At 70.3% G+C, this 21,128-nt stretch carries 26 protein-coding genes; 15 read left to right on the plus strand and 11 right to left on the minus strand.

Going from position 1 to position 21,128, the window contains the following annotated elements; all coding sequences use genetic code 11:
* Nucleotides 1-79 precede the first annotated feature (79 nt).
* The 5 genes from K340_RS0110585 to K340_RS29150 all read right to left on the minus strand — a co-directional run bounded on the left by K340_RS0110585 (nucleotide 80) and on the right by K340_RS29150 (nucleotide 3,473).
* Entirely contained in the window at nucleotides 80-1,117 is a 1,038-nt protein-coding gene (locus K340_RS0110585) for an NAD(P)-dependent alcohol dehydrogenase (RefSeq protein ID WP_029136683.1), read from the minus strand.
* On the minus strand, nucleotides 1,114-1,857 hold the full coding sequence (locus K340_RS0110590) for a condensation domain-containing protein (RefSeq protein WP_154674183.1): 744 nt from the start codon (nucleotides 1,855-1,857) through the stop codon (nucleotides 1,114-1,116). The genes K340_RS0110585 and K340_RS0110590 overlap by 4 nt, the downstream gene beginning before the upstream one ends.
* A gap of 20 nt (nucleotides 1,858-1,877) precedes the next feature.
* Nucleotides 1,878-2,243 carry a fluoride efflux transporter CrcB gene (crcB, locus tag K340_RS0110595; protein ID WP_029136685.1) on the minus strand — a complete coding sequence of 122 codons (366 nt, stop codon included), beginning with the start codon at nucleotides 2,241-2,243 and terminating at the stop codon, nucleotides 1,878-1,880.
* Nucleotides 2,240-2,800, minus strand: a complete 561-nt coding sequence (locus K340_RS29145; protein WP_084614260.1) for a fluoride efflux transporter FluC — start codon at nucleotides 2,798-2,800, stop codon at nucleotides 2,240-2,242. Before K340_RS29145 ends, crcB begins: the two co-directional genes overlap by 4 nt.
* 223 nt (nucleotides 2,801-3,023) lie before the next feature.
* The gene (locus K340_RS29150; RefSeq protein WP_051265799.1) at nucleotides 3,024-3,473 is read right to left on the minus strand and encodes a hypothetical protein; all 450 of its coding nucleotides are present in this window, start codon (nucleotides 3,471-3,473) and stop codon (nucleotides 3,024-3,026) included.
* Between the two features lie 102 nt (nucleotides 3,474-3,575).
* Between K340_RS29150 and K340_RS34165 the strand changes: the two genes are divergently transcribed.
* Genes K340_RS34165 through K340_RS0110620 form a run of 3 tightly spaced genes read left to right on the plus strand, consistent with a single transcriptional unit; the run spans nucleotide 3,576 to nucleotide 5,799 of the window.
* Nucleotides 3,576-4,703, plus strand: a complete 1,128-nt coding sequence (locus K340_RS34165; RefSeq protein ID WP_084614261.1) for a Y-family DNA polymerase — start codon at nucleotides 3,576-3,578, stop codon at nucleotides 4,701-4,703.
* Nucleotides 4,704-4,735: 32 nt separating this feature from the next.
* Nucleotides 4,736-5,155, plus strand: a complete 420-nt coding sequence (locus tag K340_RS29160; RefSeq protein WP_211229377.1) for an MmcQ/YjbR family DNA-binding protein — start codon at nucleotides 4,736-4,738, stop codon at nucleotides 5,153-5,155.
* A 14-nt stretch (nucleotides 5,156-5,169) separates the two neighbouring features.
* Nucleotides 5,170-5,799, plus strand: a complete 630-nt coding sequence (locus K340_RS0110620; RefSeq protein WP_029136686.1) for an alpha/beta hydrolase family protein — start codon at nucleotides 5,170-5,172, stop codon at nucleotides 5,797-5,799.
* A gap of 41 nt (nucleotides 5,800-5,840) precedes the next feature.
* Here K340_RS0110620 and K340_RS0110625 read toward each other — a convergent pair whose 3' ends face one another.
* Nucleotides 5,841-6,461: a TetR/AcrR family transcriptional regulator gene (locus K340_RS0110625; protein ID WP_029136687.1), complete on the minus strand. Its 621-nt coding sequence runs from the start codon at nucleotides 6,459-6,461 to the stop codon at nucleotides 5,841-5,843.
* Nucleotides 6,462-6,563: 102 nt separating this feature from the next.
* On the opposite strand from K340_RS0110625, the gene K340_RS0110630 reads away from it, so the two are divergent.
* Nucleotides 6,564-7,565 carry a quinone oxidoreductase family protein gene (locus tag K340_RS0110630; protein ID WP_029136688.1) on the plus strand — a complete coding sequence of 334 codons (1,002 nt, stop codon included), beginning with the start codon at nucleotides 6,564-6,566 and terminating at the stop codon, nucleotides 7,563-7,565.
* Between the two features lie 25 nt (nucleotides 7,566-7,590).
* Here K340_RS0110630 and K340_RS0110635 read toward each other — a convergent pair whose 3' ends face one another.
* Nucleotides 7,591-8,001, minus strand: a complete 411-nt coding sequence (locus tag K340_RS0110635) for an NUDIX hydrolase (protein WP_051265802.1) — start codon at nucleotides 7,999-8,001, stop codon at nucleotides 7,591-7,593.
* Between the two features lie 137 nt (nucleotides 8,002-8,138).
* On the opposite strand from K340_RS0110635, the gene K340_RS0110640 reads away from it, so the two are divergent.
* From K340_RS0110640 to K340_RS35815, 8 genes are all read left to right on the plus strand, one after another.
* Nucleotides 8,139-8,666 carry a GNAT family N-acetyltransferase gene (locus K340_RS0110640; protein WP_029136690.1) on the plus strand — a complete coding sequence of 176 codons (528 nt, stop codon included), beginning with the start codon at nucleotides 8,139-8,141 and terminating at the stop codon, nucleotides 8,664-8,666.
* A gap of 90 nt (nucleotides 8,667-8,756) precedes the next feature.
* On the plus strand, nucleotides 8,757-9,353 hold the full coding sequence (locus tag K340_RS0110645; protein WP_037363992.1) for a molybdopterin-dependent oxidoreductase: 597 nt from the start codon (nucleotides 8,757-8,759) through the stop codon (nucleotides 9,351-9,353).
* Complete coding sequence (locus K340_RS0110650) at nucleotides 9,323-10,087, plus strand: ferredoxin reductase (RefSeq protein WP_037363995.1); 765 nt, start codon at nucleotides 9,323-9,325, stop codon at nucleotides 10,085-10,087. Before K340_RS0110645 ends, K340_RS0110650 begins: the two co-directional genes overlap by 31 nt.
* A complete protein-coding gene (locus tag K340_RS0110655; RefSeq protein ID WP_211229378.1) occupies nucleotides 10,084-10,383 on the plus strand; it encodes a DUF6510 family protein in 300 nt (99 codons plus the stop codon). The genes K340_RS0110650 and K340_RS0110655 overlap by 4 nt, the downstream gene beginning before the upstream one ends.
* The gene (locus tag K340_RS0110660) at nucleotides 10,380-11,006 is read left to right on the plus strand and encodes a hypothetical protein (protein ID WP_029136694.1); all 627 of its coding nucleotides are present in this window, start codon (nucleotides 10,380-10,382) and stop codon (nucleotides 11,004-11,006) included. Before K340_RS0110655 ends, K340_RS0110660 begins: the two co-directional genes overlap by 4 nt.
* A 77-nt stretch (nucleotides 11,007-11,083) precedes the next feature.
* Nucleotides 11,084-11,539: a tellurite resistance TerB family protein gene (locus K340_RS0110665; protein WP_029136695.1), complete on the plus strand. Its 456-nt coding sequence runs from the start codon at nucleotides 11,084-11,086 to the stop codon at nucleotides 11,537-11,539.
* A 4-nt stretch (nucleotides 11,540-11,543) separates the two neighbouring features.
* A complete protein-coding gene (locus K340_RS29165) occupies nucleotides 11,544-13,262 on the plus strand; it encodes a phospholipase D-like domain-containing protein (protein WP_051265805.1) in 1,719 nt (572 codons plus the stop codon).
* 7 nt (nucleotides 13,263-13,269) lie between these two features.
* A complete protein-coding gene (locus tag K340_RS35815) occupies nucleotides 13,270-13,410 on the plus strand; it encodes a hypothetical protein (protein WP_154674185.1) in 141 nt (46 codons plus the stop codon).
* On the opposite strand, the gene K340_RS34170 is transcribed toward K340_RS35815, so the two are convergent.
* The 3 genes from K340_RS34170 to K340_RS36630 all read right to left on the minus strand — a co-directional run bounded on the left by K340_RS34170 (nucleotide 13,391) and on the right by K340_RS36630 (nucleotide 15,391).
* On the minus strand, nucleotides 13,391-13,912 hold the full coding sequence (locus K340_RS34170) for a DUF1203 domain-containing protein (RefSeq protein ID WP_161632085.1): 522 nt from the start codon (nucleotides 13,910-13,912) through the stop codon (nucleotides 13,391-13,393). The genes K340_RS35815 and K340_RS34170 overlap by 20 nt on opposite strands.
* Nucleotides 13,913-14,086: 174 nt before the next feature.
* The gene (locus tag K340_RS0110685) at nucleotides 14,087-15,034 is read right to left on the minus strand and encodes a phosphotransferase (RefSeq protein ID WP_037363998.1); all 948 of its coding nucleotides are present in this window, start codon (nucleotides 15,032-15,034) and stop codon (nucleotides 14,087-14,089) included.
* A 6-nt stretch (nucleotides 15,035-15,040) separates the two neighbouring features.
* Nucleotides 15,041-15,391: a hypothetical protein gene (locus K340_RS36630; RefSeq protein WP_211229379.1), complete on the minus strand. Its 351-nt coding sequence runs from the start codon at nucleotides 15,389-15,391 to the stop codon at nucleotides 15,041-15,043.
* 822 nt (nucleotides 15,392-16,213) lie between these two features.
* Here K340_RS36630 and K340_RS0110700 point away from each other — a divergent pair.
* The 3 genes from K340_RS0110700 to K340_RS0110710 all read left to right on the plus strand — a co-directional run bounded on the left by K340_RS0110700 (nucleotide 16,214) and on the right by K340_RS0110710 (nucleotide 19,910).
* A complete protein-coding gene (locus K340_RS0110700) occupies nucleotides 16,214-18,316 on the plus strand; it encodes a RecQ family ATP-dependent DNA helicase (RefSeq protein WP_037364178.1) in 2,103 nt (700 codons plus the stop codon).
* A gap of 184 nt (nucleotides 18,317-18,500) precedes the next feature.
* Nucleotides 18,501-18,716 carry a hypothetical protein gene (locus K340_RS0110705; RefSeq protein WP_154674186.1) on the plus strand — a complete coding sequence of 72 codons (216 nt, stop codon included), beginning with the start codon at nucleotides 18,501-18,503 and terminating at the stop codon, nucleotides 18,714-18,716.
* Between the two features lie 66 nt (nucleotides 18,717-18,782).
* Nucleotides 18,783-19,910 (plus strand): LacI family DNA-binding transcriptional regulator, encoded by a 1,128-nt coding sequence (locus K340_RS0110710; protein WP_211229380.1) that lies wholly within the window; start codon nucleotides 18,783-18,785, stop codon nucleotides 19,908-19,910.
* An 84-nt stretch (nucleotides 19,911-19,994) separates the two neighbouring features.
* Here K340_RS0110710 and K340_RS0110715 read toward each other — a convergent pair whose 3' ends face one another.
* Nucleotides 19,995-20,954: a type IV toxin-antitoxin system AbiEi family antitoxin domain-containing protein gene (locus K340_RS0110715; RefSeq protein WP_051265811.1), complete on the minus strand. Its 960-nt coding sequence runs from the start codon at nucleotides 20,952-20,954 to the stop codon at nucleotides 19,995-19,997.
* Between the last annotated feature and the right edge of the window lie 174 nt (nucleotides 20,955-21,128).

Raw genomic sequence — 21,128 nt, forward strand, 5'->3', positions numbered from 1 at the left:
CAATCGACCGCGCACCGGGTGCCCGGTTCGGGAATCCGAGGCCCCGCCCTCACGACGGACCGTTCACCACCAGACGCCGTCAGCGACCGGGGTGCACGACCACCTTCAGCTGGTCGGGAGCACCGGCTACCGACAATGCCTGCTCCACCTCGGCCAGGCCGAAGGTCGCGGTGACCAGCGAGTCCAACTCCACCGTGCCGTCGGCCGCCCACCGAGCCGCCAGCGGGTAGGTGTCGGTGTAGCGGAAGATGCCGGTGACGTTCAGCTCGCCGTTCTGGATCGCCGGGATGGGCAGCGGCATGCTGTCGATCCCGGTGCCGACCAGCACCACGGTGCCGCCCGGCCGAACCGCCGAAACGCCCGACAGCACAGCGGGTTGCGCACCGGAGGCGTCGATGAAGGCGTCCACCTGCAGGTCTGCGAACGCGCCGCCGTCGGCCACCGGGTCGATCACACCGGTCGCTCCGTACCGCTGCACGGTGTCCCGGCGCTGCTCCATCGGATCCGAGACGATCACCTCGCCGGCGCCGAAGGCCCGGGCGGTCTGCGCCATGATGACGCCGATCGGGCCGGCGCCGGCGATCAGTACCCGGTCCCCCGGTCGCAGTCGGGCCTTGCGGGCGGCAGCGATGCCGACGGAAAGCGGTTCGAGCATGCCGGCTGCCTCGTCGCTGACGGAATCGGCGACGTCGAAGGCGAAGTCGCTGCCGATCACCACGTACTGGCAGAAAGCGCCGTCGATCGGCGGTGTGGCGTAGAACTCGATTCGCGGGCACAGGTTGTACTGGCCGCGCTTGCAGGCGGCGCAGACCCGGCACGGTTTCTGCGGCTCGATGGCCACCCGGCTGCCGACCCTGGCCGGGTCGACACCCGCACCGACCGCGACGATGGAGCCGCCCGCCTCGTGACCGAGGATCAGGTCGCCGGTCACCACATGATCGGCGATTCGGCCATCGCGGTAGTAATGGACGTCGGAGCCGCAGACGCCGACCGCGCCCACCTCGATCAGCACCTCTCCGGGGGCCGGCTGCGGCACCGGGCGGTCTTCGACGGTGATGCTGCGGTCCACGTGCAGCACGGCGGCGCGCATCGTCGACCCGCCGGTCGGTGCACTCATTCGCCCCACGGCCCGTCGGCCGACTCCTCGAAGAACAGCCCGATCTGTTCCGGACCCGGCGCGAAGGTCTGGGCGGCCATCAGCATCAACATGGCGGCGCCGGTCATCGTCTCCTCGTCCGCGATCGCGTACTTGCGGGAGGCGGCGCCGTCCTCGTCATGTTCGGCGTCGGCCCAGCCCTCCAGGTTCACCGCCGGGAATGCCTCGACCACCGACAGCCACGCGCCGTCGTCATCGCGGACCACCGACGAGCGGACGCACGGAGGCTCCATCTCGGCCAGCCCCGGCCGGGAGAAGATCACCGCCTCACCGCGGCGGGCGGCCTGCACCAGCATCTGCCGGATCCGCTCCCGGTAGGCATCCATCGGCACCGGAAGGGTCTTCTCGTCGACCACCGTCACCGGCCACTGGTCGTCCTCCAGACCCTTGAGCACCAGCCGCTTCTGGTCGACCACCACGCACTGTGCGGTGGTGCCCTCACCGCCCTCGCGCCGGGGCAACGATCCGGCGGCGATCTTCGCCTGCAGGGTGGCCGGCACCTGCCAGATGATGCCGGAGCCGGCGGCGTCGTAGGTGGTGAGCCGGTCGCCGTAGGGCACAGCGACCGTGGTCAGCACCAGCGCGTCTTCCTCGGCGATGTCCTCGGGGGCCATCCCGTCCGGCGCCGTCTCCGTCGGACCCTGCGGGTCCGGTGGCGTCGGCGAGCCGTTCTGCTGTCCGTTCTCGGGTTGCTCGGTCACGGGCACAAACGTACCCGCCGTCAGACCAACGCCTGTCCGATCGTCCAGCCGAGCGAGGCGGCACCCAGTCCGGCCAGCAGGGTGACCACGACGTTGGCCACCGCCTGCCGGTGGGCGCCGGACCTGGTCAGCTGGAGCGTTTCGAATCCGAAGGTGGAAAACGTCGACAGCGCACCGCAGAAGCCGGTGCCGATCAGCATCGCCAGCTGCGGATCAAGGCCGGCGTTCGCCCCGGCCAACCCGCCGAGGATCAACGACCCCAGAATGTTGACCCCCAGCGTGCCCCAGGGGAAGACGCTGCTGTGCCTGGACTGCACGAACCGGTCGATCAGATATCGGGAAGGCGCGCCGACGGCGGCGCCGACCACGAGTAGCAGCACCGTCATCCCCTGGCCTCCGGCGTGGCCGGCGTGACGTCCGCCGGGCCCGGCCCGGGCACCGGACCGATGCCGCGGCGGGTGACGGATCCGGTCACCACCCAGCCCAGCCATACCGCCAGCAGGCAGGCGACCATGGTGAGCGCCAGGTATCCGAGCGCGGCTGTCGGTCGGCCGGCCAGCACCAGGGTCTGCGCGTCGACGGCGAACGTCGAATACGTGGTGAAGCCGCCGAGCACGCCGACCCCGAGGAACGGCCGCAGCAGTCGCGGCGGATGCGGGCGACGCAACAGCAGCGACATCAGCACGCCGATCAGCAGGCAGCCGGAGACGTTGACCAGCAGGGTGGACCAGGGGAAACCGCCGGGCGGGTGCGGAACTGCGAGGTCCAGCCCGTGCCGCGAGAGGGTGCCGATCACCCCGCCGGCCGAGATCGCCAGCAGCAGGTCCCACTCCCGCGGGCGGGTCTCGGCGAGCTGGTCGGCATCGTGCAGATCGACATCGGGGTCGATCACCGTGAAGCCGTCGGGAAGGTTGGTCCGATGACGCTCGGATCGGTCGGGCACGCGCTACCTCCAGGTCTGGACAGAACTGTCGAGGTAGGGACCGTTGGCGGCGGCACTGCGGGTGATCCGGAACTGCACCTGATCCGGAACAGCAGCCGACGCGGTTGACGGCGAGCCCCTCCGCCGTTCCTGCAGATTAGTCCATCGCGAACGGCGCCCGTCGGCCGCGGCCGGGACTCGGTCCTGCGAGTCGGGCCCGGGACTCGGCCCGAGCCGGGTCGCCCTACGCCTGAGCAGCTGCCGACCGGGTGAGTCCGGCGCAGCCGCCGGATCCGCAGGCGCAGCCTTCACAGCCGACCGGCTTGGCCGCAGGCTTCGGCACCGTCGCGGCCGCGCGCTCGCCGAGTGAGCCGCCGGCGATCAGCAGCGCGATACCGCCGATCAGCGCCACCGCGAAGATCACCAGGGTGGTCCCCGTCGGCTGCCGGAGGGCAAGGGTCAGGATCGCGCCGATGACGAACACCGCGGCGGCGGCCAGCACCACCGGCGCTGCGACCCGGTTGGCCATCGCGGAGGCGGCCGGCGAGACCGCTGCTGCCGGACCGTGCACTCCCAGTTTCGAGTCCGCAGGCAGGGTGCCGGCCCGACCCCGCAGGCCGGCCGACGCTGCCGCGGCCGCCGGAACCAGCAGCAGTACCGCGAGCGGGACGGTCAGGAACCAGGAAGCGGACACGTGTCGATCTTAGGCGGTGGCCCGAACGGCTCCCGATCCAGCCGCGGGGACGGCCAGCTCGTCCGAACAGGACTGTCGGACTCAGGGTCCATCCTGTGCTCCATGCAGGTACCGAACACCGCGACGGTTCCCGGTCTGTCGTTCCCGGCCGGCCTCACCCCCGAGACGGTGGCGCCCGACGGGCAGCCGATCCTGCATGCCGACGCAGATGCGTTCTTCGCCTCGGTGGAGGCCAGGGATCGCCCGGAGTTGCTGGACGTGCCGTTCGTGGTGATCGCCGGGCTGGGTGAGGTGGTGGCCTGCCCGAACTACCCGGCCCGTGCCTACGGGATCCACGGCGGGATGACGCTGCACCAGGCCCGTCGCCGGTGCGCCGAGCTGGTCACGGTGCCGGCCAGGGCCGAGCCGTACCGGCAGGCCAGCGAGGAGCTGTTCGCGCTGTTCGCCAGGTATGCCGTCGCGATCGAGCCCGGTTCGATGGAGGAGGCGTTCCTGGATGTCGGCGACCGCGATCCGGTGGACGTCGGCAGCCGGCTCCGCCGGGAGGTGCGCGCCGAGATCGGCCTGCCGTTGAGCGTCGGCGTCGGCCGCACCAAACTGGTGGCCAAACTGGCCAGTCGGCGGGCGAAGCCCGACGGTCTGGTGGTGATCGCCGGCGACGCCGAGCAGCAGCTCCGCGACGAGCTGCGGATCGCCGATGTCTGGGGCGTCGGTCAGGTCACCCGGGAACGGTTGTGCGACCTCGGCATCCATACCGTCCGTGATCTGGACGGGCTCGAGCTGCCGGAACTCGCCGCGGTGGTCGGGCTGGCGATGGCCCGTCGGCTGGTGTCGATCGCGATGGGCACCGACGACGCCGCGGTGCAGGCGCCGAAGCCCGGCCGGCTGATCAGCGGCGAGCGGACCGTGACGCCGACCTCGAGGTCGGCGACCAGGGTGGCCGAGGTGCTGACCGCCGCGACCGATTCCGCGGTGGAGCGGCTGGACTCCCGAGGTCAGCTGGCATCCAGGCTCGAGGTGGTGGTCCGCTACGACGACCAGCAGTCGGTGGCCACCCGGCTGGCCCTGCCGGTCGCTACCGACGATGCCGACCAGATCCACCGGCTGGCTCTTGAGCTGTTGGGCCGCACCGGGTTCAGTGAAGACGGTCGGGGTGTGCAGCGGGTCGGCGTTGTGCTGACGTTGTATCGCGGCCGGCAGCCGTACCTGGATCAGCCCGCGCTGTTCTGAACCAGCAGCCGAAGCAAAGGAGAACGCTCGTGGTGACGGCCGAGCAGATCGCCGCACTGGCCCGCACCTTGCCAAGGGCCGAGGAGGCGTGGGTGCACGAACGGCGCAAGTTCCGGGTGCGCGGCATCGTCTTCCTGTCGATCTCGCCGGACGAGACGGTGCTGGGATTCGGCTTCCCGAAGCTGGAACGCGACGCGCTGGTCGCCTCCGAGCCGGCAAAATTCCTGCTGCCGAGGGAATCCGACCTGCGCTTCAACTGGGTGTGTGCCCGGCTGGCCGCGCTGGACCTGGCCGAGATGCGCGAGCTGGTGCTCGATGCCTGGCAGATGGTGGTGCCGAAGAAGGTGATCCGGGAGTACTGGGAGCATCGAAACCTGTTGGCGGCGGCCGATACCGTCGACCCGACCGAATCGACGGGACCGGATGTCGGGGCGCCGCCGGCGTCGACCTGACGGACAATGGCCCGATGAATGATCGAGTGGCTGACGTCACCGAGGTCGAGACTGCACACGGCCCGGCCAGGCTGCACCTGCACCGACCGACCGGCGCACCGATCGGGCTGCTGATGCTCGGACACGGCGCCGGCGGCGGGATCACCGCCGGCGACCTGGAGGCCGCCGCGCGGGTGGCGCTCGACCTGGGAATGGCGGCCGCGCTGATCGAGCAGCCCTACCGGGTGGCCGGCCGGAAGGCGCCGGCACCGGCGGCCCAGGTGGACACTGCCTGGACGACCGTTGCGGAGTGGTTGCACGGCGCCGACGCGGAGTTCGCCGGTCTCCCGCTGGTCACCGGCGGCCGCTCGTTCGGTGCCAGGGTCGCCTGCCGCACCTCGGCGGGCACCGGCAGCGCCGGGGTGCTCTGCCTGGCCTTTCCGCTGCACCCGCCGGGTCGGCCGGAGAAATCGCGGCAGGAGGAACTGTCCGGGGTCACCGTTCCGGCGCTGGTGATCCAGGGCGAGCGGGATCCGTTCGGCCGGCCGGAGGGATCGGCGACCTGCCGGGTCGTGGTGGTGGCTGGTGACCATTCGTTGAAGAAGGACCTGCCCCTGATCCGCGAGACGATCGCCGGCTGGTTGCCACAGGTGTTGGCGCGGTAGATGTTTCGGGCTCAGGTGTCTCGCGCTGAGGCGGAGCTAGCTCACTGGATGTGAGAACGCTGCGTGAGCGCGTTCCAGCCGGCCATCGCGCCACTGATCACCGCTTCCAGTTCGCCGCGGTCCGCACCGTCACGGGCCTGGATCGACAGGCCCTGCACCACGGTGGCGTAGAAGCGGGCAACGGCGTCCAGATCACCGGCAGGGACGGTGAGGTCCCCCTCGACGACACCCCGGGCGAGGCGCCCTCTGATCGCGGCGAACTGCTCGCGCCGGATGTCGGCGAGGAATTCGCGAATCGCGTCGTTCTCCACGGCGCCGGTCGGCGCGGCCAGGATGAGCATGCAGTAGTGGGGTGCGTCGGAGCGGGTGATCTGGTCCGCGGTCGCGCGCAGCATGGCGTGGATCGCGTCCCGGGTGGTCGCGTGTTCGGTGAGCGCGTTCCGCGGCGGCGCGCCTGCTGTGCTGCCGTAGAGCGCCATGACCCTGCGGAACAGGTCGTCCTTGCTGCCGAAGCACGCATAGATGCTGGCCGAGGCGATGCCCATGGCCCGGGCCAGGTCGCTGAGCGAGGTGCCCTCGTAGCCGTGTTCCCAGAACACCTCCAGCGCCTGGCGCAGGGCGATGTCCGGGTCGAACGTGCGAGGTCTGCCGCGAGCTGCCATCGGTCTCCACATTTCTTTGATGATCGATCAATATTACCGCCGAGCTGCGCTACGGTGGCATCGGCGGGATTATTGGTCGATCAACAAAAAAAGGAGCACCTCATGCAAACCCCCTCCACGATGCGCGCGCTCCTGCAGACCTCGTACCGGGGCCCGCAGGACCTGGGTTTGATGACGGACGCACCGGTCCCGAACCCCGGACCTGGCGAGGTACTGATTCGGGTGACGGCCGCCGGCCTCAACTTCCTCGACCTGTCACGGTCAAGGGGCGAAGCAGGCGACTGGAGTCCGCGGCCGCCGTACGTCGCCGGCATCGAGGGTGCCGGTGAGGTGGTCGCCGTCGGGGAGGGGGTAACGAGCCCAGGCCCGGGCGCACACGTCATCGGCGTCGGTGCCAACGGCGGCGCGTTCGCCGAGTACATGGTGCTCGCCGCCGCCGGCGCGGTTCCGGTTCCAAGCGGCTGGGGTGACGAGCAGGCGGTTGGGCTGTGCGTGAGCTGGCCCGCGGCGTTGGCGGCGCTCCGCCCGTTCGGTGACCTGAAGGGCGGGCAGACCGTGCTGATCCACGCCGCCGCCGGCGGCACCGGACAGGCCGCTGTGACGATGGCCAAACACTATGGTGCAACGGTGATCGGCACCGCCTCCCCGGGTAAGCACGATCTGCTGCGAACGCTCGGCGCCGACCACGTCATCGACTCGCGCGGTGCGGACATCGCCGCCGAGGTGCTCCAGCTGACCGGCGGTGCCGGCGTCGATCTGGTCCTGGAATCTGCGGGTGGCGCCAATTTCCAGGCCAGCCTGGCCGCGGCCAAGCGGGTCACCGGCAAGGTGGTGGTCTTCGGTGTCGCCGGCGGCGCGGCGACTCTCACCAACTGGGACCTGGTGTACCGGCACCAGATCCAGCTCATCGGGCTGAATCTGGGAACGCTGATCCGGTCGGCGCCTCAGATCTTCGGCGAGGTGATGGCCGAAATGTTCGGGCTTCTGGCAACGGGAGTCCTCGGCCCCGGGCGGCCCACTACCTATCCGCTGGCCGATGGGCCGCGAGCACTCGCCGACCTCGAGGCGCGAGCCACCGTCGGCAAGTTGGCGCTACTGCCCTGAATTGGACCGACCGGGTGTTGCGGCGTCAGCCGGCGCGGTGCGCCCGGAGCGCAGGGATCACCTTGCGAGCCAGCAGCGGGGCGAGCTCGGGCGCCGGCGCGGCGTCGAGCGGGTACCAGCGCAGTTCGGCGATCTCGGCCAGCGGCTTCGGACTGTCGGTGGCGGTCAGCGCGCCGACGAACACGGTGGCCCTGACGGTGGCGCCCGGTTCGTTGGCGGCCTTGTCGGTGAACTCGCCGAGCGGCACCTGCTCGGCACCGGAGCAGTCCAGCCCGATCTCCTCCGACACCTCGCGAACGGCTGCTTGCCAAGGAGTTTCGCCCGGATCGATCTTGCCGCCGGGTAGCTGGAAGCGCTGCGTCCCGGCCTTGCGGACGGTCAGCAGTCGGCCGTCGCGGACGAAACAGAAGGCGGCGGTGATGAAGGTCGGCGTCACCCGCGCAGACTATCGGGGCCGGCCGGTGGCCCGCCTCGGGTGCGTCGGGCGGTGCGCCGGTTCGCTCGAACGACGAACAGCTGGCAATTCAGTCAAACCCCTTGCCCGATCGGCGACTCCCAGGTACTCATCCCTAGATGACCCTTTCGGCCGGCCAGGTCAAGCTCGTTCCGCTGATCGCCACCGTGATCCAGCGCCGGCTGGAACGCGCCGACTTCACCGCAACGCTGCTCGGAGTGAAGGAACCGGTCCGGTTCGGCGACGAGTGGCCAGGTGACCTGCTGCCGATCTTTCCGGTGTTCGCCTCCGCCCTGTCCGGCAACGAGGCGGCGCTCGGCCAATACATCGTGGTCGACACCGATCGGTCGTTGGCGGTTGGCGCGACCGGCATCCTTGGCCAGGTCGAGCACGGATCGGTCGAGATCGGCTACGGAATCAACGCTTCCGAGCGCGGGCGGGGCTTCGCCGGCACCGCGGTGCGGCTGCTGGTCGCCCGCCTGTGGGACCGCAAGGTGGTACCGGCCGACGTCACCGAGATCACCGCGAAGACCGCCGTCGACAACCGGGCCAGCGAACGGGTGCTGGAGAAGAACGGCTTCGTCCGCACCGGGACCGACCACAGCGACGAGGACGGCGACCTGATCACCTGGGCGATCCGCCGGTAACCGACCGTCAAGTCCGAACCCGGCACTCGATTCGGTATCGCCCGAAGCGTCGATGGGTCAGGATGGACGAATCCGACGATCGGAGGTCCGATGACGCTGTCACCAGGTTTTCGCGGTCGGCACCGGTCCCAGGCGGCCGGGCTGCCGCCCGGCCAGTACCTGACGACGGACTTTCCGGTGCTCTCGGCCGGGCCTACCCCGCGGATCTCGAGGGAACGCTGGGAGTTCACCATCCGCACCGAACACCAGGTGGAACACCGTTGGTCCTGGTCGCAGCTGCAGCAACTGCCCGTGCAGACCCCGACCGTCGACCTGCACTGCGTCACCAAGTGGTCGAAGCTGGCCACCAGTTGGCGCGGGGTGTCGCTGGACGACCTGTTCGCCGGGGTCGACACCGCCGCCGAGTTCGCCATGGTGCACTCTTTCGGCGGGTACACCACCAACCTGCCGGTTGCCGACCTGCTCGACGGCAAGGCCTGGATCGTGCACACCTACGAAGGCGCCGACCTGCATCCCGAGCACGGCGGCCCGGCCCGGCTGCTGGTGCCGCACCTGTACCTGTGGAAGTCGGCGAAGTGGGTGCGTGGCATCGAACTGATGGTGCAGAACCGGCCCGGATTCTGGGAGGGCGTCGGCTATCACGACTACGGAGACCCATGGCGGGAACAGCGATATCAGGGCGATTGACCGGCCGGCTGGTGTGGCAGCGGGCGACCCTGCTGGCAGTCACGGAGGAGACGGCCGGCGCCCGTTCGCTGGCCTTTGAGGTCCCCGGCTGGCCTGGGCACCTGGGCGGCCAGCACGTCGACCTTCGGCTGACGGCCGACGACGGATACACCGCGCAACGCTCGTACTCGATGTCGGCACCCGCCGGCGGCGACCTGGTGACCATCACGGTCCAACGGGTCGACGACGGTGAGGTGTCGCCGTACCTGGTGGACCAGCTGCGGATCGGCGACGCGGTCGAGCTCCGCGGGCCGGTCGGCGGCTGGTTCGTCTGGCGCCCGACCGATCCGGCGCCTGTCCTGCTGGTCGGTGGCGGATCGGGGGTGGTGCCGCTGATGGCGATGATCCGGGCCCGCCGTGCCGCGGGCTCCCGGGTGCCGTTCCGGCTGATCTACTCCGTGCGCACGCCGGCGGACGTGTTGTTCGCCCGGGAACTGCGGCAGCCGCCGATCGCGGACGGCGGACTGGACACCGCGTGGGTCTACACCCGGGAGGCGCCGGCCGGCGCCGCCGGCCTCCCGCACCGGATCACCCTGTCGGACCTGACCGCACACGGCTGGCCCGCCGACCTGGAGCCGATGTGCTTCGTCTGCGGCCCAACGGGTTTCGTCGAGGCGGTGGCGACGGCCCTGGTCGATCTCGGGCATCCGGCCGATCGGGTCAAGACCGAGCGGTTCGGCCCGAGCGGCAGTTGAGTGACCAGTCGACAGCAGGCAACGACGACAGGACGGAGCACGAGATGGCGCTGGACGGCAATACCCTCGCCGGACCGCTGAGCGAGCTGTTCGCGGTGGACGTCACCGCCGCGGTCAGCCGGTGCGCCGGCTGCGGCCAGCAGGACGCGGTCGCCGATCTGCTGGTCTACGGGCCTGACCCCGGCTGGGTGGCCCGCTGTCCGGGCTGCGATTCGGTGGTCTTGCGGATCGTCCGCGGGCCGTCGGCGGTCTGGCTGGACTTGCACGGGTCGGCCGCACTGCGTATCCCGCTATGACCATGCGCAACCGGGTGACGCCGATGGGTGACATCGTCGCGATCCCGCAGCGCGGGGCCTGGCTGGGAAATCGCGGAATCCTGCACCGGGGCACCGACATCGTCCGCTTCCACGCCTCGAAGCTGTGGATCACCTGCGCGTTGCAGTTCCGCGGCTGGCAGCTGCAGCAGTGGCATCCGCACCACTTCACCGTGTTGTTCTTCTACGACGAGGCGGTCACCCTCGCGGCCGGCCACCGTCCCTGTGCGTTGTGCCGGCGGCCGGCCTACAACGAGTTCCGGGCGGCCCTCGGCGAGCCGGACCTGCATGCCGCCGACCTGGACGGCCGGTTGCACGCCGAGCGGCTGTATGCCGGGACGCACCGACGGCGGCTGCACCGGCTGCCGTGGCGCGAACTGCCGGACGGCGCCTTCGTGCTGCTGGACGAGGGCCCGGCCCTGGTGGCCGGGGAGGCCCTGCGCCCATGGAGCGCCGACGGCTACGGCGGGCCGCTCACCCGACCGACCGCCGGCGCCGCGAGCGTCGTCACTCCGCCGTTGGCGCTCGCCGCGCTACGTGGTGGCTATCCGGTGCAATTGGCCCTGAGGGAACCATCCGGCCAGCGCCGGCCGTTGGCTCAGTGAGGTACCGGCGATCCGAACCGCGGTCGCCCGCCTCTGTAAGAGCAGCACCTCAACCATCAGGATCGGGGCATCACCGCATGGCAATCTGGAACCAACTCCGGCAGGCGGCGCAGGGCATGCAGTCGCAGCTCGTCGCCAAGAAGAACGACCTGAAGAGCGGCGCCTTCCGCGACGCCAGCATGGCGATGTGTGCGCTGGTCGCCGCCGCCGACGGCAGCATCGACGCCGACGAGAAGCGCAAGGTCGCGGCGCTGATCACCAGCAACGACGTGCTGGCGAACTTCCCGGCCGACGACCTGTTGGCCAAGTTCGCCGGCTTCGCCGACAAGCTGGCCGCCGACTTCGACTTCGGCAAGGTCAGCGTGCTGCAGGAGATCGGCAAGACCAAGAAGAAGCCGGTCGAGGCCCGCGCGGTGATCCAGATCGGCATCATCATCGGCGGCGCCGACGGCAATTTCGACGACGACGAGAAGAAGGTCGTCAAGGAGGCTTGCTTCGCCGTCGGGCTCGACCCGGCCGAGTTCGAGCTCTGACACCATGCGCGCGTCGGCGGCGGCGAACGGGCTGACGGTCCACGCCGTCGCCGGCACGTACACGGTGTTGTTGGGGTTCGACCTGGCCGATCCGGCCGGCTGCCTGGGATTCGGCATCCGGCGCACAGACCACGACGAGGGTGAGACGCGCTGGCTGCGCGGAATGAAGACGTTCGAGTCGGTGGTGCCCAACCCGCCGCCGGGCAGCGACTACAGCACCAGGACCGAGCCGATCCAGAGCTTCCAGTGGGGCGACTACACGGCAAAGCCCGGTCACCACTACAGCTATGACGTCTCGGCGTTGAGCGGGCAGCCGTCAGCCCTTGTCGTCCTGGCAACAGTGACCGTCGAGGTGACCGCCGAGGACGAGGACGACGGGATCCACGGCATCTGGTTCAACCGCGGGGTGGCCGGCTCACAGGCCTTCGAGAAGCGCTTCCCCGGCTTCACCCCTGGTCCGGACGTCGACGAGGCCGACGCCGCCATGGTCTGGCTGTCCCGCGGCCTGGGCGAGGCGTTCACCGGTTTCTGCGCGGAGGCGCTCGGGCCCGGCTGGGCGCTGCGCGGCGCCTTCTACGAATTCACCTGGGGAACGGGGCTGACGGCGCTGGCCGCCGCGCGCGACCGCGGCGCCGACGTGGCGCTGGTGATCCACGGCCGGGATTCCGATTCGGCCGCGGCCACCGAGGCCGGCGAAGACGACGACACCACCGCCGCCGATGCCCGGGAGGCCGCCCAGAAGTACGGCCTGACCGACCTGATCACCTGGCGCACGGCACCGAACAAGTCGGCCCTGATGCACGACAAGTTCCTGGTGTTGCTGCATCATGGCAGCCCGGTAGCCGTCTGGACCGGATCCACCAACCTGACCCGCGGCGCGGTGTTCGGCCACTCCAACGTCGGGCACCTGATTCGTGACACCACCGTTGCCAGGGACTTCCTGCACGAGTGGCAGCGGCTGCAGACCCCGGACACCACCGCGCAGTTGCGGACGCTGCACGAAAGCGAAAACGCTGTGGCCGAGCAGGTCCCGGCGACCCGGAAGGTGGGACGGGTGTTCTCGCCGCGGGCCACCAACTCGACCGTGCTGCAGTGGTACTCCGACGTTTTCGCCGACGCCGGGCAGAGCGCGCACATCACCGGTGCCTTCGGCCTGAACGAGGTCTTCCGGGACAAGCTTGGGGTCGCCGAGCCGTCGGTCGTGCGCACCGTGTTGCTGGACAAGGTGCCGCCGGCCTCCGGCCGGATCCCGCTGACCGACCCGAACGTGCGGCTGTCCACCGGATCTCACCTGGCCGCCGGACCTCTGGACCAGTGGGCGGCCGAACACCTGACCGGCTTCAACACCCACGTGAAGTACATCCACACCAAGATCATCCTGATCGACCCGCTGACCGACGACCCGACCGTGCTCACCGGATCGGCCAACTACTCCGGCGCCTCGACCACCAGCAACGAGGAGAACACCGTGGTGATCCGCGGCGGCTCGAGTCGCGCCGCCGGCCGGGCCGCGGTGCGCCGGGTCGCCGACATCTACCTGACCGAATACCACCGGTTGTTCATGCACTCCGTCTTCCGTGCCTGGGCGCAGGGCCGGTCGATCAACGACGGGCAGCGTCGCTCGATCGGTTACCTCGAGGAGACCGACGGCTGGACAGCCCGCTACTACCGTGACGGCGCCTGGGAGGCGCTGCAGCGCAAGGTGTTCTCCGGGCAGGGCTGAGATTCGGATGACGCTGATCGAGTTCGGCGGCCCGCCGGCGCCGCCGGGCACCACCGCCGAGGTCGCCGACTGTCTGGCCGAGATCCATGGCTACCTCCTGGCCCGGTCCACTGGCTCCCGACCCGACGTCACGCCCGCCGCGCGGTGAAGCTGTAACAGCCGGCGAGCACGTTGTGCGACTGGACGAAGTCGACCTCCGGGTCGGCCAGCATCTCCTCGATCGCCGCCAGCAGTCCGGTACCCGGCTCGACGAGTCGGCCCAGCCGGTAGACGATCCGGTGGTGGTGGCCGTAGCCGCGCAGGATCTGCCGGCGCTGCTCGAACGGCTCGGGCAGCGAACCGTCGGGGACCGACGGGCAGCGGTCGGCGTGGATGACGATCGGGCCCGCCGCCCGGTAGGCGCCGTGCCAGGGGAACGGCGACCAGTTGACGATCGCCAGCCGGTCGCCGACCCGCGAATCGGTGAGACAGCACCGCATCGGCCAGTCGCCCTCGTCATCGGTGAAGGGCTGCACCGGATTGCCGTCGTGGTCGACGCCGGACTCGCGCAGCCGAGCCAGCTCGTCGAGGTCGATGCCGGTGATCCGGGCCGACTGGGTCCGGGTGTGAATACGTGCCGGTGCCGGTGCCGGTGCTGATGTCGGTGTCATGTCCTTCATCGTGCCGATGCGCCGGGCCCGGCACCGGCGGAAATCGGACGCGGCACCCGGCGTGACTCGAGATGGCCGCCGATCGCGCTGTCGATCTGTTGATCGTGCAGGCCAACGACTATGCCCGGCAGAATGCCTACCTGTCCGGCGCTGTGATGGGCAGCCGGTGGTCCGTCAGCCCCACCGTTGCTGCAGCCAATCCAGAGCGGCGTCGGCCTGCGCCCGTTGGAAGGCGCGGATCGTCGGGAGTCCGGGGATCGGCGGCTGCAGTGATGAGCTGACGAAGAACCCGACGGCGGCGACCAGCACCGCATCGACGTCCGCCGGATCGACCGCCGCGACCAGCGGATGCCGGGCAGCGAACGATTCCGCCGCCGGTGCGCCCGGCAGCATGGCCAGAGCGGGCAGGGCGAGAACCGTATCGATCCACGGCGCCCCGACGGCCGCCGAGGGCCAGTCGACAGCGTATGCCGCGTCGTCGGCGATCAGGACGTTGTCCAGGCGCAGATCGCCGTGCAGCAGCGCAGTTCCGGCCATCGCCTGCCGCCAGCCGGCCGCGGTCTCGACGAGCCGATCGAGCTGATTCGTCAGCCACGGCCGGTAGCTCTGCAGGCCGGGGAGCCCTCGATCGATACCGGACCAGCGGTCGAAAGTGCCGTCGGCAGCGGTAATCGGGTGCAGGCCCGCGACCGGGCAGGGATCCAGCTCGGCCAGCCGCACGGTGAGCTCGACGACCAGGTCCAGGTCGTCGGCGTTGGCCGCGATGGGCGGCCGACCGTCGATGTGGGAGAGCAGCAGCCCGATCCACCGATCGCCGGCCACACCCAGATCGAAGGAATCGAGCAGCCGCGCGGTGGGCGCGACGTCGGGCAGTTGCGCGGTGATACGCGCCTCGTCGCGGTACATGCCGGCACCGACCGGGTTGCTGGACTCGGCGATCACCTTGGCGAACGCTCGCCGGCCGTCGGTCAGGGTGAGCGCGCCGGCGTAGCCGTTGCTGAATCCGGTGGTCACCGACCCGGCCGCGACCACCGGCGCGCCGAGCAGCCGCTCGATGTGTCGGTGCACCTCCGTCGGCAGGTCCGGCCAGCGCGGGCGGGGCGTGGCCGCGATCTGGTACATGCGGAGTCAGTCCGGCGTTGCCAGATTGCTCGGCAGTGTGGGTTTGCCTGCCGGCTTCGGCGCCGGTTTGGTCGCGGGCGGCGGTGCTGGTTTGGGGTTCGGCTTCGGTGAGCGCTTCAGGGCCGGGGCCGCCGGCCGGAATCGTTGCTGTGCGCCCTGTTTGCTGAGGCCGTAGAGCGCTCCGATGTCCTTCCAGGTGGCGCCGGACGTGCGCGCCGCGACCACGGTGGCGGCTTCGAGTGCCTCGAGCTGTTCCCGCGAACTGCGCACCGCATCGAGCCGGTCCAGCGGGTCGCCGACATCACGGAGCGCCTGTAGGGCCCGCTCGAACCGTTTGACGTGCGCCGGATCTGCCACGCCGGTCAGAATAGCTTGCATTCGCCGGGCGTCAACGATATGTTGATGGCGGAGTCAATGAACAGTTGACCACGAGCCCGCGTTCCGACGAGTGCGGGCAGCAACCGCGCAGAGGAGGTTCACCATGTCGAAGAAGAAGGACAAGAAGGACAAGAAGGACAAGAAAAAGAAGAACAACAAGAAGAAGAAGTAACTTCTGGTTCCACGAACCCGCCCGCTCACCGGCCCGTTGCCGACCGAGCGGGCGGGTTCGCTGTATCCGGGCCCACCGCCGTCCGGGCCGACCGGCAGGTAGGCCTCTGTGCTCCGGAGCCGCTGTGGTCCGGAGTCAGTGTGGTCCGGAGTCACTGTGGTCCGGAGTCACGGTCGGGACCCATTTGTCTGGACCCACTTGGCTGGACCCGCTTGGCTGGACCCACTGTTGTCCGCTGTTGTCCCGACCCGGGTCGCCGTCAGCCCCGATTGCGACGTCTCGACGTGCTTCCGGTCGCCCGGCGTGGGTTCCGGCTGCGTTTGCGACGTCTCGACGCGGTTGCGGTCGCCCGGCGTGGGTTCCGGCTGCGTTTGCGACGTCTCGACGCGGTTGCGGTCGCCCGGCGTGGGTTCCGGCTGCGTTTGCGACGTCTCGACGCGGTTGCGGTCGCCCGGCGTGGGTTCCGGCTGCGTTTGCGACGTCTCGACGCGGTTGCGGTCGTCGGCGCCGCCGATCCGCCGATCCCGCAGGACGCGCGGCGACAGGCGTCACCGGAGGGCGGTCCGCGGATCACCGGCAATGTGGACAGAACCAGCGCCGTGTCGGCGCGCGCCTCTACGGTGGCGAGCATGACCCTGACCGAGGCCCGACAGCAGACCGCGACCCGCGTCATCGAAGCCCTGGCCGGACCTGGCGCAACCCTGCGCGGGGACCAACTGGCCGCAATCGAGGGCCTGCTCGAGCCGGCTGCCAGGGTGTTGGTGGTGCAGGCCACCGGCTGGGGGAAGTCGGCGGTCTACTGGGTGGCAACGGCCATCCGCCGCTCCGAGGGTGCCGGTCCGACGTTGGTCGTCTCGCCGCTGCTGTCGCTGATGCGGGACCAGGTCGGGGCCGCGGCCAGGGCCGGCCTGAACGCGGCGACGCTGAACTCGTCGAACATCTCCGACTGGTCGGCCATCGAGAACGACCTTCGGGACGGTGTGATCGACGTGCTGCTGGTCTCGCCCGAACGCCTGGCCAACCCTGGCTTCGGTCGGCGGGTGCTGGACGCGCTGGCCGGAAACCTCGGCATGCTGGTGATCGACGAGGCGCACGCGGTGTCCGACTGGGGCCACGACTTCCGGCCCGACTACCGGCGGGTGGCCGACACGGTCCGCGCGCTCAACCCGGACACTCCGGTGCTGGCCACCACCGCCACGGCGAATCAGCGGGTTACCGACGACGTGTCCGGGCAGCTCGGCGCCAACACCCTCACCTTCCGCGGCCCGCTGGCCCGCAGCAGCCTGCAGCTGGCGGTGATCGACTCACTCACTCCGTTGCAGCGATACGCCTGGGTGGTGGAGAACCTGCCGAAGCTGCCGGGCTCCGGCATCGTCTACGCCCTCACCGTCGCCGACGCCCACCGGCTGGCCGACGCCATCAATGAACAGCACGGCGCAGTACGCCCGATCGTCGCCGCCTACACCGGGCAACTGGACGGCGCGGAACGCGAACGGCTGGAGGAAGCGTTGCGTGGCAACGAGTTGAAGGCGCTGGTGGCGACCTCAGCGCTGGGCATGGGTTACGACAAGCCGGACCTCGGTTTCTGCGTGCACGTCGGGTCGCCGCCGTCGCCGGTGGCGTACTACCAGCAGGTCGGCCGGGCCGGCCGCGGCATCGATCATGCGGTCGTCATGCTGCTCACCTCGCCGGCCGACGTCGGGGTCTGGGACTACTTCGCCACCGCGTCCATCCCGGAGCCGCGGTCGATGGAGAAGTTGCTGGCCGTCACCCCCGTCAGTCCGGCGGAGCCGGCCAGCGTGCCGGCGCTGGAGGCCGAGTCCGGCCTGCGCCGGACCAAGGTCGAGCTGATGCTCAAGCAGTTGGCCGTCGACGACATCGTCGAGCGCACCGAGAGCGGCTGGGTGCGCACCGGCAAGCAGTGGCATTACGACGCCGAGCACTACGACGGGGTGGTCGCCGTCCGCGAGCGCGAGGCCGACATCATGCGGGACTACTCGCGCGGCCGGCGTTGCCTGATGCAACTGCTGCAGGAGGCGTTGGACGATCCGACCGCCGCGCCGTGCGGGAGGTGCAGCGTCTGCATCGGGCAGCTGCCCGACGGATTGCCAAGTGAGCCGGCGATCGACGTGACCCGCGCCGTTGCCGGCGTGCTGCGTACTCAATCGCACCTCGTCGAGCCGCGAAAGATGTGGCCAGGTGGTGCATTCGGCAGCCGCGGCCGGATACCGGCGAACGAGCAGGCGGCCGTCGGCCGGGCACTGATCCACGCCGACGCACCCGAGTGGCGAGAGCTGGTGCAGCAGGTCTTCGGTGGCAGCGATACCGACGCCGAACCGCCGAAGGAGCTGGTGGACGGGCTGGTCGCGGTCCTCTCGTCGTGGCGCCGGGATTGGGCGAGCCGGCCGGAGGTGGTGATCGGCCTGCCGGCCGCCGGATTCCGGAACCTGACGGACGCTCTGGTGGCCCGGATCGCCGAGATCGGTCGGATGGAAACCGCCGGGCTGACGGTGAACGGCCCGGTCTCCCGTGATCTGTCCTCGCCCGAGGAGGCGGCGGCCTGGGCGAAGAACATCGTGGTGTCGGATCCCGGGGCGATCGCCGGGAAGGTGGTGCTGCTGCTGGTGGACGCCACCGGGTCGCTGTGGCCGGTGACGATCGCCGCGTCGATGCTGCGGAGCAACGGTGCGGCCGCGGTGCTGCCGCTGGTGGTGCATCGGCGGGTCGGGTAGCAGGGATCCGGTGTTCGGCGATCTCGTGCTGTGATCGAGATCGGGCCGTAGCGTCTGCACAGCGTGGTGATTCCAGAATTCACTTGACCGGTAGAGAAGATCCTCGTACTGTACCGCTACAGAGGTTGCTGTAGCGGTACAGATCGTCCGCGCAGCGAGCCTCCCGATTCGAGAGGAACGCACGATGATTGACCCCACCGCCATGATCATGGCCAGGTCAGCCCAGCGCAGGCATCTGGACGCTGCCCGATTGGATGGCCCGGTTGAGCCTGCCCGGCGGGAACCCCAACGGCGGGTGCGGCGGTCGCTGTCGGCCCTGCTGATCCGCGCCGGCCGGGGACTCGAGCCCTCGCCGCGCTCCGCCGGTCAGGGTCAGCCGCTCCGGTCGGTCGGCGCCTGACGTGCCGCCGCCGCCCGTCGCCGGGCGGACCCAGCAGACGGGCTACCGTCGACTTCCGGAGACCAGGTGGCACGGGAGGCGGGCGCGACGATGGCAAGGGTGACCCTGCAGACGATCGCCGACAAGATGGGTGTCTCCCGGATGACGGTGTCGAATGCCTTCTCCCGCCCCGACCAGTTGTCCGCCGCGCTGCGTGAGAAGGTGCTGGCCACCGCCGACGAACTCGGCTATGCCGGCCCTGACCCGTCGGCCAGAGCACTAGCGCGCGGCTCGACCGGGGCGGTCGGGATCGTGCTCACGGACTCGGCCGTCACCGCCTTCACCGACGAGGTAGCCACCCGCTTCTTCGGCGCCATCGCCACCGAGCTGGCGCCGACCGGGTTGGCACTGACCCTGGTGCCGGCCGTCGAGGTCGGCGACCAGGTGCCGGCCCGCGACGTGCCGATGGATGCCGCGCTGCTGTATCACTGCGATCCGCAGTCCCCCGCCCTGCACTGGCTGCAGAAGCGTGGCCTGCCGCTGGTTCTGGTCGATCAGTACCCGCGGGAGGACACCGTCAGCGTCAATGTCGAGGACCGGGCGGGTGCCAGGGCCGCCGCCCAGCACCTGGTCGATCTCGGCCATCGGCACGTCGGCGTCGTCGCCTTCGCCGTCCGCCCGCCGCACGGCGTCACCGAACCGACGCCGCTGCCGACCGAGGGCTTCGGATCCAGCGAACGGATGCACGGCTGGCTCGAGGCGCTGGGCGCGGCCGGCATCACCCCGACGGTCTTTCGCACCAACGACCCGGCGGGCGGCGCCGCCGCGCTGGACGGTCTGGTGGCGGCGGACCCGGCGATCACCGGCGTGCTGTGCTTCTCCGACGTGATCGCCCGTGGCCTGATGCTGGCCGCGCAGCAACGCGGGCTGGAGGTGCCCGGCGATCTCTCGGTGGTGGGCTTCGACAACACCCCGCTGGCGGCGCATCTGCAGCCGCCGCTCACCACCGTCGATCAGGACGTGATCGAGAAGGGTCGGATCGCCGCGGCCGCGGTGATCCGGCTGCTCGGGCGTGTCGGCGCCGGGTCGGCCGCGGCGGATGACGACTCCGCGCCGTCGGTCGCGGCTGGTGACGCCTCCGCGCCGGAGCATGCCGTGTTGCCGACGACGCTGGTGGTCAGGCAGAGCACCGGTCCTCCGCGGGATCGGGATTGATTCGACGACCGTTCGGTTGCGGAGCGGTTGTGGGGCAATTCCGGCCGCGTAGTCGCGGCCGAAACTGCCCCGATCTTCACCGGCTCAGCGCTGGCAGCGCGGACACCGCTCGGGAAGGCCGGTCCATCCGGCCCTGATCAGCAGCTCGCCGACCTGCATCGCGATACTGCACGGATCCTGGTCGATGTCCGCAGACCCGTAGCGCAGCGTCACATCGCCGACGATCAGGGCGGCGTTGTCGCGCCGGAAGTCGCGGAACCGGCCGGCACCCTGATGTCCGATCCGGCCGTCCAGCTCCACCAGCACCCGGTACTGCTGGTAGTAGACGTCGCGGTACACCAACGTGTTGGTGCGGGTGTCCCGGACCTGACGGCGGCCACGAGGGAGCCCGTGCGCCCGCTCCACGTCGCGCAGGTAGCGCAGCTCCAACGGGGACTGTGCACCCGCACCGGTGTCGCCGAGCAGTTCGGCCAGCTCGCGGCGCCCGCTGACCCGCGGCCGCTGGTTCAGGGCGGACAGCAGGCGGTGGGTGGTGGTCAGCCGACGCTGCACGGCCACGGTGATCCAGTGCGCGGCGGACTCACCGGACGGCTGCGGCGAGTCCGTGCACAGATCCAGCACGGTGTCCTCGATCCGGGTCCGCGGCGGACTGCCGACCGAGCGGGCATTCCGCACCCCGTCACGTTCCCGGCGGAAGCGAACGGGCGGGGTGTCCAGCAAGCGGCGCACATGCGGATGCAGGACCACGATCTCGTCCGGTGTGGAGTCGACGAGCCCGCAGAGGTGTCCGGCCGCCAGTCCGCCGAGACGGGCGAATTCGCCGGCCCGCAGCACTCCGGCCCATGCCCAGGCGCGCCAGTCCGGCGGCTGGCCGTGGACCAGCAGCAGCCCCGGCCCCGGACGCTGCCAGAGGCCCTGCCGCACCAGCCGCTGTTGGCCGTGTCGTCCGATGCCGAACTTCTCCGCCTGCAGTGTTGTCAGCACGCCACCCTGCAGCGCGGCGAGCTGGCGGAGCTCCGGCGACGGGTCGATGCGCGGGTGCATGGGTAGAGCCTGCAGCCCTGCGCGCCGGACGTGGGGTACGGAGACCGCTCATGTGGATGGTTCGAGGTGGGTGGATGGACCGGGGCAATTCCGGCCGCGTAGTCGCGGCCGAAACTGCCCCGATCGCGGTGTGCGATGTCGGCTGAGTCTTGCCGGGATACTATGGACCTATGG

It is taken from the genome of Nakamurella lactea DSM 19367 (assembly GCF_000426645.1).
Classification (GTDB): domain Bacteria; phylum Actinomycetota; class Actinomycetes; order Mycobacteriales; family Nakamurellaceae; genus Nakamurella; species Nakamurella lactea.

What these genes read in the sequence shown, in the direction of transcription:
- K340_RS0110585 (WP_029136683.1), bottom strand. Translation starts at nt 1,117, where the DNA reads ATGAGTGCACCGACCGGCGGGTCGACGATGCGCGCCGCCGTGCTGCAC.
- crcB (WP_029136685.1), bottom strand. Translation starts at nt 2,243, where the DNA reads ATGACGGTGCTGCTACTCGTGGTCGGCGCCGCCGTCGGCGCGCCTTCC.
- K340_RS34165 (WP_084614261.1), top strand. Translation starts at nt 3,576, where the DNA reads ATGCAGGTACCGAACACCGCGACGGTTCCCGGTCTGTCGTTCCCGGCC.
- K340_RS0110620 (WP_029136686.1), top strand. Translation starts at nt 5,170, where the DNA reads ATGAATGATCGAGTGGCTGACGTCACCGAGGTCGAGACTGCACACGGC.
- K340_RS0110625 (WP_029136687.1), bottom strand. Translation starts at nt 6,461, where the DNA reads ATGGCAGCTCGCGGCAGACCTCGCACGTTCGACCCGGACATCGCCCTG.
- K340_RS0110630 (WP_029136688.1), top strand. Translation starts at nt 6,564, where the DNA reads ATGCAAACCCCCTCCACGATGCGCGCGCTCCTGCAGACCTCGTACCGG.
- K340_RS0110640 (WP_029136690.1), top strand. Translation starts at nt 8,139, where the DNA reads ATGACCCTTTCGGCCGGCCAGGTCAAGCTCGTTCCGCTGATCGCCACC.
- K340_RS0110645 (WP_037363992.1), top strand. Translation starts at nt 8,757, where the DNA reads ATGACGCTGTCACCAGGTTTTCGCGGTCGGCACCGGTCCCAGGCGGCC.
- K340_RS0110650 (WP_037363995.1), top strand. Translation starts at nt 9,323, where the DNA reads ATGGCGGGAACAGCGATATCAGGGCGATTGACCGGCCGGCTGGTGTGG.
- K340_RS0110660 (WP_029136694.1), top strand. Translation starts at nt 10,380, where the DNA reads ATGACCATGCGCAACCGGGTGACGCCGATGGGTGACATCGTCGCGATC.
- K340_RS0110665 (WP_029136695.1), top strand. Translation starts at nt 11,084, where the DNA reads ATGGCAATCTGGAACCAACTCCGGCAGGCGGCGCAGGGCATGCAGTCG.
- K340_RS29165 (WP_051265805.1), top strand. Translation starts at nt 11,544, where the DNA reads ATGCGCGCGTCGGCGGCGGCGAACGGGCTGACGGTCCACGCCGTCGCC.
- K340_RS35815 (WP_154674185.1), top strand. Translation starts at nt 13,270, where the DNA reads ATGACGCTGATCGAGTTCGGCGGCCCGCCGGCGCCGCCGGGCACCACC.
- K340_RS34170 (WP_161632085.1), bottom strand. Translation starts at nt 13,912, where the DNA reads ATGACACCGACATCAGCACCGGCACCGGCACCGGCACGTATTCACACC.
- K340_RS0110685 (WP_037363998.1), bottom strand. Translation starts at nt 15,034, where the DNA reads ATGTACCAGATCGCGGCCACGCCCCGCCCGCGCTGGCCGGACCTGCCG.
- K340_RS0110700 (WP_037364178.1), top strand. Translation starts at nt 16,214, where the DNA reads ATGACCCTGACCGAGGCCCGACAGCAGACCGCGACCCGCGTCATCGAA.
- K340_RS0110705 (WP_154674186.1), top strand. Translation starts at nt 18,501, where the DNA reads ATGATTGACCCCACCGCCATGATCATGGCCAGGTCAGCCCAGCGCAGG.
- K340_RS0110715 (WP_051265811.1), bottom strand. Translation starts at nt 20,954, where the DNA reads ATGCACCCGCGCATCGACCCGTCGCCGGAGCTCCGCCAGCTCGCCGCG.